The sequence below is a fragment of the Dorea sp. AM58-8 genome (assembly GCF_003464045.1).
Lineage (GTDB): Bacteria > Bacillota > Clostridia > Lachnospirales > Lachnospiraceae > Claveliimonas > Claveliimonas ammoniilytica.
Map to the genome: position 1 here is coordinate 20,375 of NZ_QSDM01000020.1, position 17,696 is coordinate 38,070.

Consider the following 17,696-nt stretch of genomic DNA (forward strand, 5'->3'; position numbering starts at 1 on the left):
AAATGTTAAATCTTTTTTTTGCTGTCACATATGCAATTCTTGTGGATTCTTTAATTCCAATACTTCCTGAATTTTCACAGCCTGCTTCTTCTAAGGAATAAAAAAAAACAGAACATATAACAACTTTATATGTTCTGTCTTTTTATTCCTACAAATCTTCATGCAATTTTACATTGCTATTATCTGCCATGCATTGTTTTAAGGCAATGATTATTTTTTCCGCATCTAGTGGCTTTGCAAGATGAACATTCATTCCAGCCAGCCGGCTGTTGATAATGTCTTCTGCAAAGGCATTTGCGGACATTGCAATGATTGGAACCCTCCTGGCATCCCTTCTTTTCATTTCTCTGATTGTCCTTGCCGCATCCAGACCATTCATCCTCGGCATCATAATATCCATATAAATTACTCCAAAATAATCCGGTGCAGATTTCTCGAAGATTTCAACTGCTTCCTGCCCGTCTACTGCACATGTAACTTCCATACCGCTGTCTTCCAGTATACATCTGAAAATTTCCATGTTCAACTCATTGTCTTCCACAACCAATGCCCGTATGCCTTCTACCGAATAATCATCAAGGCTTACTGGTTTATCTGATAAATTACTGTTTTTATCCTGTGTGCCAATTTTGAACGGAATTTTTACAATAACTGTTGTCCCGACACCTGCTTTGCTCTTCAGTTCAATACTTCCATCCATTCTGTCCACGAGTTGCTTCGTAATTGCAAGCCCCAGTCCGGTGCCTTCATACCTGGATCTGCTTGTCTCGCTTTCCTGAGAGAACATATCAAAAGCATGTGCAATAAAATCTTCACTCATACCCACACCCTGGTCTTTACAGTAGAAAGTGAAATTTGCTCTGTCATCATCCAGAGTTTCTTCCTTAACCCCGACCGTGAGCACACTACCCGCCTGACTGAATTTTATGGCATTGTCCATAATATTCGACAGAATCCTTCCAAGATATATCGGGTTTCCAACCAGAGCGCTGTGACTGTATGTACCATTTTTCCAGTCAATCTCATACCGGATGCCTTTCTTGGCAGCCCGCTCATCATAAATCTGGTTCAATCCCCGCAGTACCTCTGTCAGATCAAAGGTTAGCTGCTGGTCCTTCAAATCTCCGCTCTGTAGTTTATTCATATCCAGCACATCATTTACCAGAGATACCAGATATTTCAGGGTTTCCATTGCCTTTTCTCTGATCTTCTGTTGCATCTGTGGATCATCTGCGTACTGATTTCCCATATTTACCATACCGATAATACCATTCAGTGGTGTACGGATATCATGACTCATAGTTGCCAGAAACCTTGTTTTCATTTCGGCTTCACGCTTTGCTGCTTCCGCTGCAAAGTTAAAATTCTCTTCACGTCTCTTGGAATCGCTGATACTACGAACCGTACATAAAACATGGGTTACATTTCCAGACTCATCCCTTTTTTTTACAGTAAAAAGCATCCTGTGCCAGCTGCCATCACACATACGGTATTCTGTAGAAATGCATTCTTCCGTCTTCAATCTTGCTGAAAGTGTAGAGACATCCAGAAATGGACAGATCAGCGAGCGGTATTCCGATGCAACCATTGTATCACAAAGCTGATACAGTTTCTCCGATGCACAGCCTCTGTTTCCTGTCAGTTTGTGTATTTCACTGTCATTTGATATCTCTTCAAAAAAATCTTTCTGCACATCAATCCTGTAGATAGAACAGTAACTCTTAGCAATTGCTGAGATTATTTCATTACTCAGCCGTGCTTCATCCAGTGCCTGCTTTAACTGATTCTGGATGGTGGTTTCTTTTTCCATGATATCATCAATATGCCGAAAACCCACCAGTGCGAAAAAATGTTTCTCATCCTCGTATATTTTGACTGCCTGTGCCTCAAAAAATTCATGCTGGTTCGGATTCGGTTTGCTTCTGTAATGATATGTAATGCGCTCCTTCCGGGAAAGCTGTTCCTTTAGATGCCCTGTCGAAATCCAGTCCTTAAATTCCTGTCTTTCTTTCTCATACAGATATTGAACCGCATATTGGTCAGCAGAAGAATTGAAATTATCACCCTGTTTCAGATTCATTTTTTTTGCGTTGGTTCCATCGTTTATATGGAGAATTTCAAAGGAACCGGTATTTAATTCAACATAATAGACAGCCGTAAAATCTGCACATATCTTGTCCAAAAGCCGTCTTTCCGCCATCTGTTCTTCCAGCGTACGTTTCAGTTTTCTGTTCCTCATATGTACCATTACAGTCAGGATAAGAAGCAGAACGATCAGCACGGTTATAAAAACCAAAACAGTCACAGACTGCAGTTGCTTCGGAAATATATATTTAGTTTCTGTCATAACAAAACCCTCTCTATGTTTCCTAGCTGCTTTTCCCATGCATCCAGGAAGACAATTACAGCCAGTTTTCCAGAACATCATTCAGCTTATTCATATCCAGCGGTTTCGCGATATGTCCATTCATGCCTGTATTTTTGGCCAGCTGTACATCTTCTGCAAAAGCATTGGCAGTCATGGCAACAATAGGCAGTTTTCCCTTTTCGCCCGGAAGGCTCCTAATTGCTGCAGTTGCCTCATAACCATTCATGACAGGCATTTGGATATCCATAAAAACAAGATCATACAATCCTTCCGGAGAAGCTTCCACTTTTTCAACTGCGATTTTTCCATTTTCTGCTGTTTCCACTTCTGCCCCTGTCATCTGCAAAATTTCAACACCAATTTCTCTGTTCAACTCATTATCCTCAGCCAGCAGAATCCTTTTTCCTGTGTAGTCTGATTCTGACAACTTCTCCAGATAATTTCTTGCTGTTTTTTCTTTTCTGCCTGAAGTAAACTGCCGCAGTGTTGCCGTCAGCCGGGAACGGAACAGCGGTTTTGCAATAAAAGCATCTACACCTGCAGCCTTTGCTTCTTCTTCAATTTCGCTGAATTCATAGGATGTCAATACAATGATGGTGATCTCTTTTCCTATCCGTTTCCGGATCTGTCTGGCAGTCTCTATGCCATCCATATCTGGCATCTTCCAGTCTAAAATAACAGCAAAGTAATCATCTTTCAACTCATGCCGTGCATAACAGCGCTCAACCGCTTCCCTGCCAGAGAGAACCCATTCACCCATAATACCGATTTCCTTCAGTGTGGCAACTGTACTTTCACAGCATGTCTTATCATCATCCACTACCAGAACCGGCAGATTCATCAGATTTTCATCCTGTTCTTTTTCTTTTTCCTGCAGTTCCAGATAAATTGTTATCGTAATTCTGGTTCCCTTGTGTAAGGTACTGTCCACTTTAATATTACCATTCATCAGGTTCACAATATTTCTGCTGATTGCCATTCCAAGACCGGTTCCCTGAACTCTGGTTGTCCGGTGGTCATCTGCACGGCTGAATGGATCAAACATGATTTTCTGGAATTCCGGTGACATACCGATTCCATTATCCTCAATCGTAAATTCATAGCATCCAAGTTCTGAAAATCCATTGGGTTTTTCCTCTATCGAAAAAGTAATATTTCCACCATCCGGTGTATACTTGATCGCATTACTCATCAGATTCACAAATACCTGCTGAATCCTCAAGCTGTCACCACAGACAGCCTCATGTTCAATATGATTGATGTGTATATCAAAATTATGTTTATGTTCATCAAGCACCGGTTTCGTAAGTGTAATAAGATTATCTACCAGCTCTGACAGATTGAAATCTTCCTGTGCCAGTGTCATTTTTCCACTTTCAATACGTGCCATATCCAATACTTCATTGATCAGACCCAGCAGATGGCGGCTTGATTCTGTGATCTTGCCGAGGCATTCAATGACTCTGTCCTGGCTCTCAACATTTGCTCCTGCGATTGCCGTCAGACCCACAATCGCATTCATTGGTGTCCGGATATCATTGGACATATTGGAAAGGAATTCTGTTTTCGCACGATTTGCATTTTCTGCGGACCGGTAAGCCTCTTTCAGTGCCTGACGGGATTCAATCTCTGCTTTCTTCTCCTGTGCCACATCCATGGATGCCAGCAATACTTTTTCCAGCTTTCCATTCTTCCATTCCAAGGGAATATAAGAAGCGATTTTATAAGTCTTTTCATCCAGGCTGCAATACTCAAACTTATAAATATCATTTTCACTTTTCAGTTTTTTCCGAATATTATCCGGGGTTATCAGGATATCTATAGCTTCCAATGGTTCCAGTGTCTTATATTTTTCAAGAACCTGCATCTGAAAATCATGATAAAATCCCAGAGGTTTATATATCATCTGTCCATTCAGATTGTAGAATTCATATCTGTCATTTTCCGTTGACAGAATAACCTTTTAAGATATATAATATTTTTATTACATTTGTAAGATTTGGAGGAATATCACATGAGCAATCTGCCTCAAATTTCAGAAGCTGAATTTGAAGTTATGAAAATCGTTTGGAAATACGCACCAATCAGCACCAATGAAATTACTGAAAAATTAACACAAATTTCCAGTTGGAGTCCTAAAACAATTCAGACATTGATTAAACGTCTCGTTTCTAAAAAAGCACTAACCTATGAAAAACAAAGCCGGGTTTTTGTCTATACTCCATTGGTCAAGGAAGACGAATATATTCGGCAGGAAAGTAATTCTTTTTTAAAGCGATGTTATAATGGTAATATCACTTCTATGCTTGCCTCTTACATTGAGGATGATAAATTGTCTGAAGAAGACATTGCCAGCTTACGGAATCTTCTTTCCAATCATTAACCATGGGAGGAGCATATTTTGATATATTTTAGTTTTCGATTTTTACTCTGTAATGCCATCATTTGTATTTTTCTAGGTAGTTTACTGGGATTAAAAAATTTATTGCAAAGGCAATTATCCGCACGTATGCAATATAATCTTTCGATTATATTTCTTGCCGTTCTAATTGTTCCCTTTTTACCGATAAACTCTGCCCCATCTTCTATATCGTGGAGACATTTGCTGACAGCCAGTTCAAGTACCAATGGTGACATTCAAACCACTTTTCTTTCTGGTAATGGTTATAATTTGGATAAAATAAATGATTTTGCTGTCTCTGTCAGCACCCAAATACCAACTTTTATTCACACATTACTTGTATTTTTCTGGAGTATCGGTATATTCATAATGTTTTTTCTTCTCTACCGCTCAGTAAAACAAGTAAAAGCCTTACATAGTTCTGCTTTACCTCTTCAAAATGAAGAACTAAACGCTCTTTATATAGAATGTTTAAACGAAGTGAACAGCAAGCATACCATTCCGATTTATAGTACAGCATTTTTGAAATCTCCTGTTTTGGCTAGTTTCCTGCATCCTCGCATTTATCTTCCAATTCACTTGATTTCAGATTTTAACGCTGGAACTATAAGCTCAACTGATATTCGATATATGCTTCTTCATGAACTGCAGCACTACAAGCATAAAGATATTCTAATTGGATATTTGATAAATACAGTAAATGTTTTCTACTGGTTCAATCCCCTAATCTGGTATTTTCTAAAAAGAATACGGCATGAACGGGAACTTGCCTGCGACAGTGCTGTATTACAATTATTGAAAGAAACAGAATACAAGGCATATGGAAATACACTGATTAACTTTGCCGAAACAATAGCTCTGTCTCCATTCCCTCTTACTATGGGAATCAGTGGAAATATAAAACAGTTAAAAGGACGCATTTTAAATATTGCATCATTCCACCAACCTACTTTTAAACAAAAAATTCGTGGATATCTTATATGCATATTCGTCTCTACTATCATCATTGGATGCATTCCCATACTTTCTGTTTATGCTTCTGATCAGACTGGCTATCATTTTGACACAACCGAAAAGAATATTACTCAGCTAAATCTTTCTTCCAATTTTGGGGACTACACCGGAAGTTTTGTTTTATATAATCAGTCTGCTGATAAATGGAATATTTATAATATGGATCATGCTTCCACACGTGTATCACCGAATTCGACTTATAAAATATATGATGCATTACTTGGCTTGGAATCTGGAATTATTACACCAGAACATTCCACTTTCACATGGAATGGAGAACCATATCCTTTTCATTCATGGGAAGCCGATCAAGATTTAACCTCGGCTATACATAATTCCGTAAACTGGTATTTTCAGGCAATTGATTCACAGGCAGGTTTTGAAGCCGTAAGAACATTTTTACAGACAATAAACTATGGGAATCAAAATACTGGAACAAATCTAAATCTCTATTGGACAGATTTCTCTCTGAAGATATCACCCATAGAACAGGTGGAATTGTTACAGGATTTCTATCAAAATAATTTTCATTTTGACAGTAAAAATATCCAGGCAGTAAAAAAAGCCCTGCTGCTTTCCACTACTTCTTCCGGTTCTCTTTACGGGAAAACAGGAACCGGGCGTGTCAATGGTAAAGATGTCAATGGCTGGTTTATCGGATACATTGAAACAGCGAATAATACTTACTACTTCGCAACAAATATTCAATCCTCTTCTGGTGCAACTGGAAGTCAGGCTACCGAAATAACAGAATCTGTACTTTCTAATCTTGGTATTTGGAAATAAATAAAGAGAACTGATAGCATAATTTCCTGTTATCAGTTCTCTTTATTTCATTCTTCTCTACTGATCAATTCTGCAAATTACCTAACCGGTACTGATACCTCGGTATATTATCAATACCATTATCTAAAATCCTGTTTCCAACATACTGAATCGTTCCATCATCCTGAATTTTCATCGTAAGTTCGTGTGTAATAACAGCATCATTACATACAACAGAATCACATACTGCATGAATTGTCAAAACAATGGTTCCATCTTCATTATGCCTGACTTCTGTTACTTCCGGTAAAGACAAGCCAAAATGTGTTGGTGAATAATTACCACATCCCAATCGTTCCCAGATAAACATATTACTTTGTTCATCGTAGACCGCCCATTCTTTCAATTCTTCTTTTGTAACAGGAAGATATGTCATAATTACATTTTCGAACTCTTCTGCTGGAATTCCCACAACCTCTTTTTCTGCCGTAAATTTTTCTCCATATTTCATTTGATAAAAATATTCATAAAGTCCATTATAATCCAACCCCTGCATATCCTCCGCATTCCAGTTTGAACATAACAGATTGTTTCCCTGATAGCCGAACGTACTCACATATTTTTTTGAATATTCCCGACACTCCTCACTCAAAGGCTTTACCCGGATAATACAACTTCCATCTACAATCTCTGTCACTTCCGGTGGTTCAGGTACGCATAATTCATAACAGAAATTCCCATTTTCAGTATATGCCCATTCTTTTATTTTTGATAGCGATATGTATGTAAGTACAGGCTCTGTATCCTCACTCCAGATCATTTTTGCGGACATCACACTCATTTCTTTTCCATCATAACTATATTCTTTTCTGGTAATTCCACCATCTGTATCTGCTTCATATAAAATTACACTTCCTTTTTCTTCTTGTTCTGCAGATTTTAAAAATTGTTCCATCTTCTGATAATTATCCATAACAGAATAATGATCGGAACCAATGACCGGATTCCCATTTTGTTTGATAATTTCTTTCATCCGATTCATCATTTGCTCAGCAGTGTTCTGATCTGCTTCTTGTATTCCATTATATTCAGAATAAATATCTCGGATAATGCCCATAATTTCTTCACAATCGTTCACAGCTTCCTTTTTCTTGTCTTCATCGATTGGTAGATTATATCCCTTATCCGGATTTTCCATGGTAGTGTTTTTCTGATTCTTCTCATTTTTTACATCTGTGCTGTTTAACGATATCTTACTTTCACAGGAAGTCAGAATCATTCCTATACAAAGTACTAACAAAATACTTTTTCTTTTCATATTGCCCCCTAATTATTACTGTAATTCTCTTCCCACTCTTCTTCTGTTAACCTTGGCATATACCACCCTGCATTTGCATTTTGATCTGACTTGATTACCTTATTTGATAAATACTGGAAACTTCCGTCTTCCATAGGTTTTATCATCAATTCACTGGTGATTGCCTGATCTAACATTCTGATTTCCCATACTGCTTCTATCGTAAGTTTTAATGTTCCATCTTGTAATTTTTCATATGAGATAACTTCCGGATATGGCTCATATGGGAATTCACAATCATATAACCCTCGCGGTCTGTATCTAAAAGTTCTATTATCAGAGTTATAAAAAGTTCCTTTTTCAATCTCGCTATTACTAAATGGTAAATAGGTCTTTATAACCTCTTCAAACTCATCTTTTGGAACTTCATATTCTGCTCCACCATAATTTGCTTCATATGGAACTTGCTTTCCATATTTCATATAATACATTTTTTCATAAAGATCATAAAAATCAAGTTCCGTATAATTCTGGTTATCCCAATTTGTAATCAACAGATTATTAAGTGCATACCCCAACGGCATAACATATTTTCGATTCAATTCTCGGCATGTTTTATCTAATGGCTGCACTCTGAATCCAGTTTCACCCGGTGCTCCATCAAATCCCGGTGGGTGATATTCCTCCAGAAACAAGTATCCTTTTTCTGTATATTTCCACTCATATGCTTCATATTCATCATAATAATTAGCCTGTGGGCTATTATCCTTCCATTTAACCTGACATAATCGAACATTTATCTTTCCATTCATTGACTCTAAATGATATTGTATAATTTCCCCTTCATCAAATACAACAACAATATCTACTGCTGCCTGTTCTTCTTTCTCTGCTGCTTTGCAAAAATCTTCTACTTTTTCACGATTGACCATATCAATCTGATTATCACAATCTACTGCCGCATATCCTTTTTCTTCCAGACAATTGATAATTTTTCTTTTCACCTTTAATGTATTTAACTCCGACTTCTCCTTCATATAAACAAACCGAAAAGTTTGTGCTGTTTTTTTTACTTCTGCATTCATTTCAGATTCTACGGTTTCTTTCTTTTCTTCTTTTTCCGTAATTCGATTTTGTCCGCACCCTGTAAAAACAATAAGAACTATCAATATCATCGCAAATATCTTACATATGTAATAATTTCCCATAAAAATTTTTTTATTCTTCAAAATACTCATCCAATACTGTTGCATCTTTTTTAACAACATAACCACTTCCACCGATTCCTTTCACATTCTCAACCATACTGATAAGAAGAATTGGTTTGTCCACGCTTTTATCTGCCGTAAACACCGAAAACCACCCGATTTCTTTGCCAGAAGTATCTTCTTTCGTTGCCTTCAACTCGGCTGTCCCTGTTTTTCCAGCCAGCAAAATATCGTCACGATGTGCAGCATATCCGGTTCCTTCCGGATCATTTACAACACCTTCCACCCCTTGCATAATTTCTTCTACATTTTCTTTGCTAAACGCATTTTCTATCCATGTTTCACCGGATGCTTCTTCTTTGTATTTCAAATACGGTTTTATCATATTCCCTTCATTTAAAAATGAAGTATAAATACTTGCCAGATGTAATGGATTTACAAGAATCTGCCCTTGCCCATAACCACTATCTGCCAATTGTATTTCTGTTTCTATTTTATCTGTATTGGAATATGTTGATTCCTGCATCGCAATCTCAAACGGCATATCCTGATTAAATCCTATTTCATTTAAAGTATTCATAAAATTCTCACTACCAATTTTAAGAGCTGCCTTTGCAAAATAAATATTATCAGAATAGATAATTGCATTTTTCATAATAACCGGTTCATATTCATGAAGTGTTGTCACTTGATAAGATCCCCAAGACGAATCTTTCTGCCATGCCAAACCTTCATTTCCAAAATCTTCTTTTGGATCTATGCTTTCCGTTTTCAACCCAATTCCTGCCACAACTGGTTTAAATGTTGAGCCAGGACACCATACTTGACGAAAACGATTATATAATGGCTTCTTTTCGTCTTCGTTTAATGATGTCCATTTCTCTGATGATAAGCCCCGTATAAATTCATTATTATCATAAGATGGGGTACTTACCAAAGCCAATACTTCTCCCGTATAAGGATTCATTGCGACAGAACACCCCGGATCTTCTTTAAACTGCTCGTATAATGATTTTTGCAAATCGGAATCTATCGTTAATCTTATATCCATACCATCTTCTTTAAAAATACTTGCAAGAACCTCTTTTACTTCCCCATCACTATCCAAAATCTTTATATCACAACCATCTTTTCCTTTTAATTGCTTTTCGTATAACTTTTCCACCCCAGATCTTCCGATTACACTTTCAGCTGAATATCCTTCCCCTGGATGATTTTCCAAATCTTCTGCTGTTACAGACTGTACATAACCAATTAAATGAGCTGCTGCTTCCCCTAACTCATAGGTTCTAACTTCCACATCTGATAGCATAACCCCTGGAATTTCCAAAAGTTTATTCTGACAATCCTGCTCCTCAAGTGTCTTTTCTTCTGGCTGTATTTTCATTAAATCTATTTCTTCTACTTTCGGAATAGTTTCAATTGGTACAAAAGAATCTTCTTTTACCCACTTTGCTGTGAGTTTGTTATTTATTGTTTCTACATCTATCTCTAATAACTCCGCTATTTTTTCAATAGATACATTCCTGTCTTCCAGCTTTCCCGGTATAATGCCAACTGATGTTGCTACTCCTTTTCCTGCAAGCATTTTACCATCTCGGTCTAATATTTCTCCTCTCTCCGCTTTTGATGTAGTAACACTTATTTTATCATCACTCTCTAAATCTGGAAAAATCAGGCTATCCTGCCATACTAATTTATATCCCTGTTTCGTCTTCTTCAGTTCCGCCATATTGTCAAATTGTATTGTTCCGGCAATTGTATTACATGATGTTTCATACGAAAGCGTAACTGTATCTGCTTTTTTCTCTTTCACAGCTATATGACTGATTTTAATGTCACTGACCTCTATTCCTTCGTATATCTTAGAATTTCGTTGTATGTATTCTTCTTTTGTCAGATAAACTTTTTCATCTGAATCTATCATAGTATACATTACTTCATATTCCTTTTTTTCAATATGGTTCATATATTCCACAAGTGTGTCTTCTGGTGATTCCGTTATCGTCCTTTTTAATAAAACACCTCCTGAAACAGCAATTACTGTTATAGCTACTATCAGCCCAAAGATCTTACAAATGTAAGATTTTTGGGTGTTTTGCTTTTTCCGTTTTCTTTTCATAGATATTCCTTTCTTCTAATTTTTTTGTTTCTTAAATCTTACACTTGTAATATTTGAAAGTCAAGTCTATTTTCAGGAATTGTATACTCCAGATTCACCATTAGACTATCACACTTTTTCTCCTGCCTTTTAATATGCCGGAACCCCGTATCCATAGATGTTACTGCTTCCGATACTGTAACTCCGTCTTGCCACTTTATCTCCACTGTTACCTTCTATGGTATTGACGGTTCCACCATTGACACTCTCTACAATTCCAACATGGTCAATCGTTCCATTATTCCCCCAGTCAAAGAAAATAATATCTCCTACCGCCGGGGTATAACTGGCGTCCCGGAACCTGCCTTTACTTTCAAACCATTTCACACCGTCCGAACAAAGAAAGAATTTTGGAATAGCTCCACTCTGGATATAACCACTCTGGTCTGCACACCATGACACAAAGCAGGCACACCACTCTACCCGACTTCCAAAGCCATACCAGCTCCAGTAGGTTGTTCCGCCTTTTCCTTCCTGCGATGCTGCCACCTGAACGATTGTCTGATTGCCGATACCTGTCGGGATTCTTCCAAATGCATAATACTGAAGCACATGTGGTACATACTGCTTGTCCCCATAACTGCTCCACCCCATTCTCTGTGCCATCATATCGGAAAATTCTGCTGCATTTGCAAGGGTATATCCACCTCTGGCTTTCGCCCATTCCAGATATCCATTTCCATAGTTGTAACTTTGCAATGCCAGTTTAATATTTTCCATATCCAGAGGATTTTTTACCCCTGCACATTCCAGACAGCTTTTTATTTCCTGCACACCACAAGAAATCGAATACTCTGGATCTGTGATTCCATTTGGCTGTCTGGGATATTTTGTATTAAAGCTCCCTTCTGAACACTGCATCGGGTCAAGTCCTCTCCCGCCTGATTCCTGCATCATAATGGCTTTGATCAGTTCCACATACTCTCCAATGCCATATTGATTTGCATACTGTCGGATTAGTAGTTCGTGCATCGTACATTTTCATCAGTTGCCATACATTCTTCACTTGCCGGACAATACTTTTGACAACTTTCACACTGCTCCGTACAGCTTTCTTCTGACACTTTTTCAGCAATAATTCCAAGTAATTCACTCTGTTCTTTTTCCTCTTTCAACTGTGTTTCCAGAAAAATCTTCAACAGATCTTCGCTGTCTACATCGTCTTCCATCATCAAAATCAGTTCTTTCTTATACACAACCTTCAGCTCATATCTTGCAATTTTCATATCTTTTTTCACCTTCTATCTCTCATATTTTTCATGACCAGACATAATCTTTTTCTTGCTTTTTTCTCTCTTTGTAATTGCCAGATTTAACTTGATGCAGAGCAGATCGTTGTAATCTTTTCCTTGTTTTGGTGGTACATCTTTTATCTGATATTGCTTCGGAAGTACTGTAGAAATTGCTTTTGTGGCAAGTCTTCCAATACGGTCATTGTCCAAATGCAGAACGATTGTCTTCACCTCTGGATGCATTTTTAATGTCCTGGCCAACGCTGCAGGGACTTTACTTTTTTCAATTTCTTTTGCTGGCTGATAGACACCTGCCAGTGACAATAAATGTTCTCTCCTCCACTCTTTCCCGTCTAATTTCTGCAACGTCGCATAAGATAACAAATCAATGGCTGACTCAAACAGATGCACCGTATCATTGGATTTCTCTGCAAAAATGGAAAAAGAATAATTCTTATCCATTTCCCATTTGATATTTTCAAACTATCGTGTGTTCTGGTAGTGTAGGTGTTACCGGAAAAGTGAACTAATTCGTATGGCTCATAATTTTTCAGGTATGTGAGCAAGTCCATCCGCTTGACCTCCTGCACAACTGATGGTGGTATATATGGCATAATTTTTATCTCCTTTCCTGCCTTAGATTGATATTATTGGGGATAATATCCGGGCATGAAAATAGCCAGGCGATTCCTTGAGTTGGAACCATCTGGCTATGTAGATTTTATTTCTATTTTTTTACTATTTCTTCGACCAAAACTTCTATCCTATGTCTTGACATATTATCACAATCTTCTTTTATTTTTTCACAATACTGCAAGAATTTTTCAGCATCTGAATGATACAAAACATACATAATATTATAACACGTATGATATTTATCCTCATCCACATTGTCTACTGGAAAAGAAATTTTATTATACAAATTGTCTATCTCTGATATGATAATATCATGATAATAACTACTATCAAAATTATTTCTAAGTTTATATGAATACTCATAAGCCTTTTTCCCATGAGTTGTTTTTTTCAAATATCCCACATATGTCTCTATTAAAAATTTCATCATTTCTTTATTTTCTTCTTGATATATTCTTTTTGTCTTTTCCGATGACATGTGAAACAAATCATATGAATACGATAGCATTTCCTCTTTCCCATCTAAGACAGTTTTTTCCAGCATTTCTTCTAAAATATTTCTATATTCTGATAAAACACTTTCATTATTTTCCTCTAAAACATCACTCCAAACAACATACGCATCTGCAAATTCATTTAATTCTGCCAAACTCTTTGCTTCAAGCATTTTCTCTCTTAAAATAGGTAATACACTCCTTATTTCCTCATCTGACTTATAATAGTTAGGCTTATCTCCTGAATTAAGAAATAACTTGTATTCAGCCTCCAATTGTTCTACATTTAGTACCCCTTCCTCATAATATTTCAGTATCATTTCTACCAAATTTGTACTACACTTTATTCCATAAAGATATCTGCCAATTCTATGCTGAAGCACATTTCCAATCGTATTTGTCATTTTTTCTACAGAATCAGTATTATCAGAATCAATTTCTTTATAGTACAAGTTTTCTACACTCTCCACAACAACAGCAAAGCATATTAACTTTAATTCTTCTTTAAATTGCTCACTCATGTCACTATTACAAAACAATTTTACATCTTCAAAAAAACGTTGCGCCTTTTCGAGCGTCCGTAAATTTTTGACTTTATGGATTTCCAAGAATTTTTCAACAAAGTCTGCATGGATATTCATTTTACTCCATGTCACTTTCTCTGCACGTTCTGTAATATGATATATTCTTTCAATGACCTTTTCATTATACTTTTCAAATACAACTTTTTTGTCCGATTGTATTTCATCTGTATTCGCAATCACAATAACTTTTACATAATTACATTGCTTGAGTTCTTCTATAATTCCAAATATATCTTCCAAATTTATGTCATCACTCATTCTTTCCAAGTCATCTATTACAATAATATGAACAGAAGTAAACTCTTTTGACAATAATAGAAACATTTCTCTTTCATTGACTATACTTTGTACTGCTTCCTTTGCCTGACCAACTTTATCCCAGATTTTTGATGCGCCATCTAAAATATTATTAGCTATTTCACCTATTTTCCCACCAATATTATTCTTTAAAGCCAATTGAAATAAAGCTTCATGATATATTTGCCTAGTGTCTTTCAAACCAAACATTGATATTTTACAAACATTGGGATTTGCTTCTAATGCCTCATTTACCGCATAAGATTTTCCAATTCCCCATGTTCCATCAAATAAAATTGCTCTATACGGTAGATGATCTATGTCACTGATTATATTTTTTATATTATCTGCTTTCATACTGTATCTTTCCACCCCTATTTTTCATCTAACAACTTATCTTCCATCATCCTTCCGAATCTCATCAATAATCCGACCTATATTACACGTAATCTGTCCCTTACACTGATGAATATCCTCATTGATTTTCTTTTCCTGTTCAATAGCAATCTCTATATTTTTCGCCAGTTCTCCAATCGCAGCATTTTTCTTCGGATTGATTCCTGTTCTGGCAAGTAACAACTTATAGATAAATGTCTGATGTCCATCTTTTTCATTCTGGATAATCTGTTCAGCATTTGGCTCAATATCATCTTCGTATGAATTTTCATAATGTAACAACAGAAATAATTCAAATGCCGGATTACTAACCGCTAATATATTATTCTTTTCACCTTCTGCTACCAATTCGTCATAATCAAGTACTTTCTCTTCAAAAATATCTCCATCAAATACAACAATCATCTTATCCCGTTCTTTATCAAATGCTATTTCTGAATTTTCTTTCTGATTTTCTGCAAATTCAATCAAACGTCTTGGAAATGAAATGTCCCTGTCTCCCTCTGTTTTTTCAAGTAACCGGATATCGATCAATGGATGAATATTTAACTCTTTTCGGATATCAATTAACTTTTTGAAATACCATGTTTCAGTATTTGCACCCTCACATATGAAAAAGTACTTACGATAAGGCTCGATCTGTTCTTCTTCATCTGTAGTTCTGCTATTCCAATTCGTATAACTTCTTACTGGAGCCAAGGCTACTCCTCCTCTCTAAAGTCGAATGTTGAAAATACTGGTATCGCACCATATCTTCCTTCCAGATATGCCTTGCTCAACACTTTATCATACCTCTCCTTGAAACGATCTAAGGAATAAATAGAGCTTGCATTTTCTGCGTTACGTTCTACAAACCAGATTTCATCCCTTCTAAAAATAGCCTGATCCATAATGGATGATTCATGTGTAGTGAACAATAGCTGCATACGCTGCTCATCATGTAGCTGCATAAACAATTGCAAAAATCGTTCTGTCAGCTTCGGATGTAAGCTTCTCTCCAATTCATCCACAACATAAAGAACATCTTCTCGTTTATTCAACAGCATATCCATCAAATCGAATAATCTTCTTGTTCCATCAGACTCTTCATCAAAACCGAACTCATAAAATGACTTATTATGATGCAACCGGATTGTTGTGACCTTCGGTTCAGAATGTCCTTCAACTTCGATATTAAAGAAAGTTTCCTTCGACCTCATCGTCATTCTGAATGATGGTTCCTCCTGCTCTTCCATTCTTTTTTTTACATGCTGCATCATCTTATCAAATACTGATTTTGGCAATGCATTTGATAACTCATCCAATGTAATTTCTTCTATTTTCACCTGGCTGATACCCGTATCAAATGTTTTGATTAATTTGTTAATCAGCTTCAGCGAATTATCATCATAATAATATTCCAGATCAATTAATGGCGTATCCGGTGTAATGATTGAAATATGATTCTGAATCCAGTCATATACATCCCGGAAGAACAATAATTTAGATCGTGTGCTATATTTTTTTCCACGATTCATTTCTGTCAGGAACAAAGATGTTTCATTTCCTTCAAAATCATCTGCATAGGTTTCAAATTTATTTTTTTCTGTGTTTGTCAGCGTAATACCATCATTTAACGCCGGACGTTTACTTCCTTCTCGTTCAAAGAGACATTTTGCTGAACCGTTCTGATATAATTCATATAACCATTCTCCGGTTACTTTTCGTCTGCTTAAAACTGCAGAAAAACCATAGGCATAAAATTTGTCACCTACAGTAATCTGAATTTCAAAACTACTTTCTCGTTCCTTATTCTCCTGCCGATTCTTACAAAACATCTGTGTAGCTTCTATCGGAATACCATTGCAGACACTATCTTTAAAAAATTTAAAGAACAATGCCAAATTGGTCTTTCCAGATGCATTTGCTCCATAAACTACTGCATATTTTAATAACTGGGTACTTTTTATCTTTAACCTGTGATTTGCATTTGTTCGTATTTTATTTGAGGAAATCATTGTCAGCTCTGCTGCTTTATCAAAAGATTTAAAATTTTCAACACTTACTTTTACTAACATTCTTATACACCTCCACCTTTATTATATGTTTTACTCTTCTCTCAGTCAATGTGATTTTTCTTATTTAGAGATTTTTTCGTTATATATTGTTTCTTTTTCTATTTTTAACAATTTTATTTTGAGTTATGCATATAATATCAATGTATAAGTCAGTTTTTGTAGCGACATTATTTTACTAATGCCGCTACATGAAATATTACAATAAATAAAAACTTCTAATTCTTTTTTCTTCTATCTCTCCCAATCCATCCTTCCTGTCATATTCAACATCTTTTCTTCTCGGAAACTGAGCATCTTTCCATTAGTTCCACCGACAATGATATGATCCAGCAATTCTATTCCCAATAGTTGTCCACACTTCTGCAGCTTTCTCGTAACAATCATATCCTCTTTTGATGGTTTCACATTACCACTGGGATGATTATGAAGTCCAATGATTGCAGAAGCATTTGCCAGAATACTGCTCTTAAAAACTTCCCTTGGAATTACCAGCGAGGCATTGATTGTTCCAACACTGACCAGATTCATATTGATTATCTGTCCATTATTTTTCATATTCAGGATGCAAAATACTTCTCTGTCATATTGGGATAACTCCTTCGCCATCAATTCTACAACAGCCTGTGGACTGTCCAATGTCTGCTCACTATAAAGAGATGGTTCTTTTACCAGACGGATATTTACAACTTCCAATTCATTCCCCATTGTTCTGATCTCCTTTTGGAAATTCTACAACCAGAAGAACATTACTCTCTGAAGATTCCACATATGATTTCAATTGTGATA

13 protein-coding genes and 1 pseudogene are annotated in these 17,696 nt (G+C 36.4%); 2 read left to right on the forward strand and 12 right to left on the reverse strand.

Annotation, left to right across the window (positions count from 1 at the left end):
- Nucleotides 1-148: 148 nt before the first annotated feature.
- Both DXA18_RS12615 and DXA18_RS12620 read right to left on the reverse strand, forming a co-directional pair.
- On the reverse strand, nucleotides 149-2,347 hold the full coding sequence (locus tag DXA18_RS12615; protein WP_158567138.1) for an ATP-binding protein: 2,199 nt from the start codon (nucleotides 2,345-2,347) through the stop codon (nucleotides 149-151).
- A gap of 55 nt (nucleotides 2,348-2,402) precedes the next feature.
- Nucleotides 2,403-4,235 carry a hybrid sensor histidine kinase/response regulator gene (locus tag DXA18_RS12620; protein WP_243007127.1) on the reverse strand — a complete coding sequence of 611 codons (1,833 nt, stop codon included), beginning with the start codon at nucleotides 4,233-4,235 and terminating at the stop codon, nucleotides 2,403-2,405.
- A 147-nt stretch (nucleotides 4,236-4,382) separates the two neighbouring features.
- Here DXA18_RS12620 and DXA18_RS12625 point away from each other — a divergent pair, with 147 nt between their 5' ends.
- Together DXA18_RS12625 and DXA18_RS12630 are read left to right on the forward strand one after the other, a co-directional pair.
- Entirely contained in the window at nucleotides 4,383-4,751 is a 369-nt protein-coding gene (locus tag DXA18_RS12625) for a BlaI/MecI/CopY family transcriptional regulator (RefSeq protein ID WP_118384192.1), read from the forward strand.
- Nucleotides 4,752-4,769: 18 nt separating this feature from the next.
- Entirely contained in the window at nucleotides 4,770-6,569 is a 1,800-nt protein-coding gene (locus DXA18_RS12630; protein ID WP_118384193.1) for a BlaR1 family beta-lactam sensor/signal transducer, read from the forward strand.
- Nucleotides 6,570-6,633: 64 nt separating this feature from the next.
- On the opposite strand, the gene DXA18_RS12635 is transcribed toward DXA18_RS12630, so the two are convergent.
- From DXA18_RS12635 to DXA18_RS12680, 10 genes and pseudogenes are all read right to left on the reverse strand, one after another.
- A complete protein-coding gene (locus DXA18_RS12635) occupies nucleotides 6,634-7,866 on the reverse strand; it encodes a DUF6070 family protein (RefSeq protein WP_005610830.1) in 1,233 nt (410 codons plus the stop codon).
- Between the two features lie 8 nt (nucleotides 7,867-7,874).
- Nucleotides 7,875-9,083, reverse strand: a complete 1,209-nt coding sequence (locus DXA18_RS12640) for a DUF6070 family protein (RefSeq protein WP_227188599.1) — start codon at nucleotides 9,081-9,083, stop codon at nucleotides 7,875-7,877.
- Nucleotides 9,064-11,175 carry a penicillin-binding transpeptidase domain-containing protein gene (locus tag DXA18_RS12645; protein ID WP_055170546.1) on the reverse strand — a complete coding sequence of 704 codons (2,112 nt, stop codon included), beginning with the start codon at nucleotides 11,173-11,175 and terminating at the stop codon, nucleotides 9,064-9,066. The genes DXA18_RS12640 and DXA18_RS12645 overlap by 20 nt, the downstream gene beginning before the upstream one ends.
- 129 nt (nucleotides 11,176-11,304) lie before the next feature.
- Nucleotides 11,305-12,183, reverse strand: a pseudogene (locus DXA18_RS12650) (lysozyme family protein); the annotation flags it as partial.
- Nucleotides 12,171-12,440: a hypothetical protein gene (locus DXA18_RS12655; protein ID WP_118384194.1), complete on the reverse strand. Its 270-nt coding sequence runs from the start codon at nucleotides 12,438-12,440 to the stop codon at nucleotides 12,171-12,173. The gene DXA18_RS12655 and the pseudogene DXA18_RS12650, both read right to left, overlap by 13 nt.
- Before the next feature lie 15 nt (nucleotides 12,441-12,455).
- Nucleotides 12,456-12,908: a toprim domain-containing protein gene (locus tag DXA18_RS12660; RefSeq protein WP_330421756.1), complete on the reverse strand. Its 453-nt coding sequence runs from the start codon at nucleotides 12,906-12,908 to the stop codon at nucleotides 12,456-12,458.
- A gap of 265 nt (nucleotides 12,909-13,173) precedes the next feature.
- Nucleotides 13,174-14,814 carry a P-loop NTPase fold protein gene (locus DXA18_RS12665; RefSeq protein WP_118384195.1) on the reverse strand — a complete coding sequence of 547 codons (1,641 nt, stop codon included), beginning with the start codon at nucleotides 14,812-14,814 and terminating at the stop codon, nucleotides 13,174-13,176.
- Between the two features lie 36 nt (nucleotides 14,815-14,850).
- Entirely contained in the window at nucleotides 14,851-15,552 is a 702-nt protein-coding gene (locus DXA18_RS12670) for an RloB family protein (protein ID WP_118384196.1), read from the reverse strand.
- Nucleotides 15,553-15,554: 2 nt separating this feature from the next.
- On the reverse strand, nucleotides 15,555-16,910 hold the full coding sequence (locus DXA18_RS12675) for an AAA family ATPase (protein ID WP_118384197.1): 1,356 nt from the start codon (nucleotides 16,908-16,910) through the stop codon (nucleotides 15,555-15,557).
- Between the two features lie 231 nt (nucleotides 16,911-17,141).
- Nucleotides 17,142-17,615 carry a JAB domain-containing protein gene (locus DXA18_RS12680; RefSeq protein ID WP_118384198.1) on the reverse strand — a complete coding sequence of 158 codons (474 nt, stop codon included), beginning with the start codon at nucleotides 17,613-17,615 and terminating at the stop codon, nucleotides 17,142-17,144.
- Between the last annotated feature and the right edge of the window lie 81 nt (nucleotides 17,616-17,696).

Coding starts and splice junctions, on each gene's coding strand:
- DXA18_RS12615 (WP_158567138.1), bottom strand. CDS start 2,347: ATGACAGAAACTAAATATATATTTCCGAAGCAACTGCAGTCTGTGACT.
- DXA18_RS12620 (WP_243007127.1), bottom strand. CDS start 4,235: ATGCAGGTTCTTGAAAAATATAAGACACTGGAACCATTGGAAGCTATA.
- DXA18_RS12625 (WP_118384192.1), top strand. CDS start 4,383: ATGAGCAATCTGCCTCAAATTTCAGAAGCTGAATTTGAAGTTATGAAA.
- DXA18_RS12635 (WP_005610830.1), bottom strand. CDS start 7,866: ATGAAAAGAAAAAGTATTTTGTTAGTACTTTGTATAGGAATGATTCTG.
- DXA18_RS12640 (WP_227188599.1), bottom strand. CDS start 9,083: ATGAGTATTTTGAAGAATAAAAAAATTTTTATGGGAAATTATTACATA.
- DXA18_RS12645 (WP_055170546.1), bottom strand. CDS start 11,175: ATGAAAAGAAAACGGAAAAAGCAAAACACCCAAAAATCTTACATTTGT.
- DXA18_RS12655 (WP_118384194.1), bottom strand. CDS start 12,440: ATGAAAATTGCAAGATATGAGCTGAAGGTTGTGTATAAGAAAGAACTG.
- DXA18_RS12660 (WP_330421756.1), bottom strand. CDS start 12,908: ATGGATAAGAATTATTCTTTTTCCATTTTTGCAGAGAAATCCAATGAT.
- DXA18_RS12665 (WP_118384195.1), bottom strand. CDS start 14,814: ATGAAAGCAGATAATATAAAAAATATAATCAGTGACATAGATCATCTA.
- DXA18_RS12675 (WP_118384197.1), bottom strand. CDS start 16,910: ATGTTAGTAAAAGTAAGTGTTGAAAATTTTAAATCTTTTGATAAAGCA.
- DXA18_RS12680 (WP_118384198.1), bottom strand. CDS start 17,615: ATGGGGAATGAATTGGAAGTTGTAAATATCCGTCTGGTAAAAGAACCA.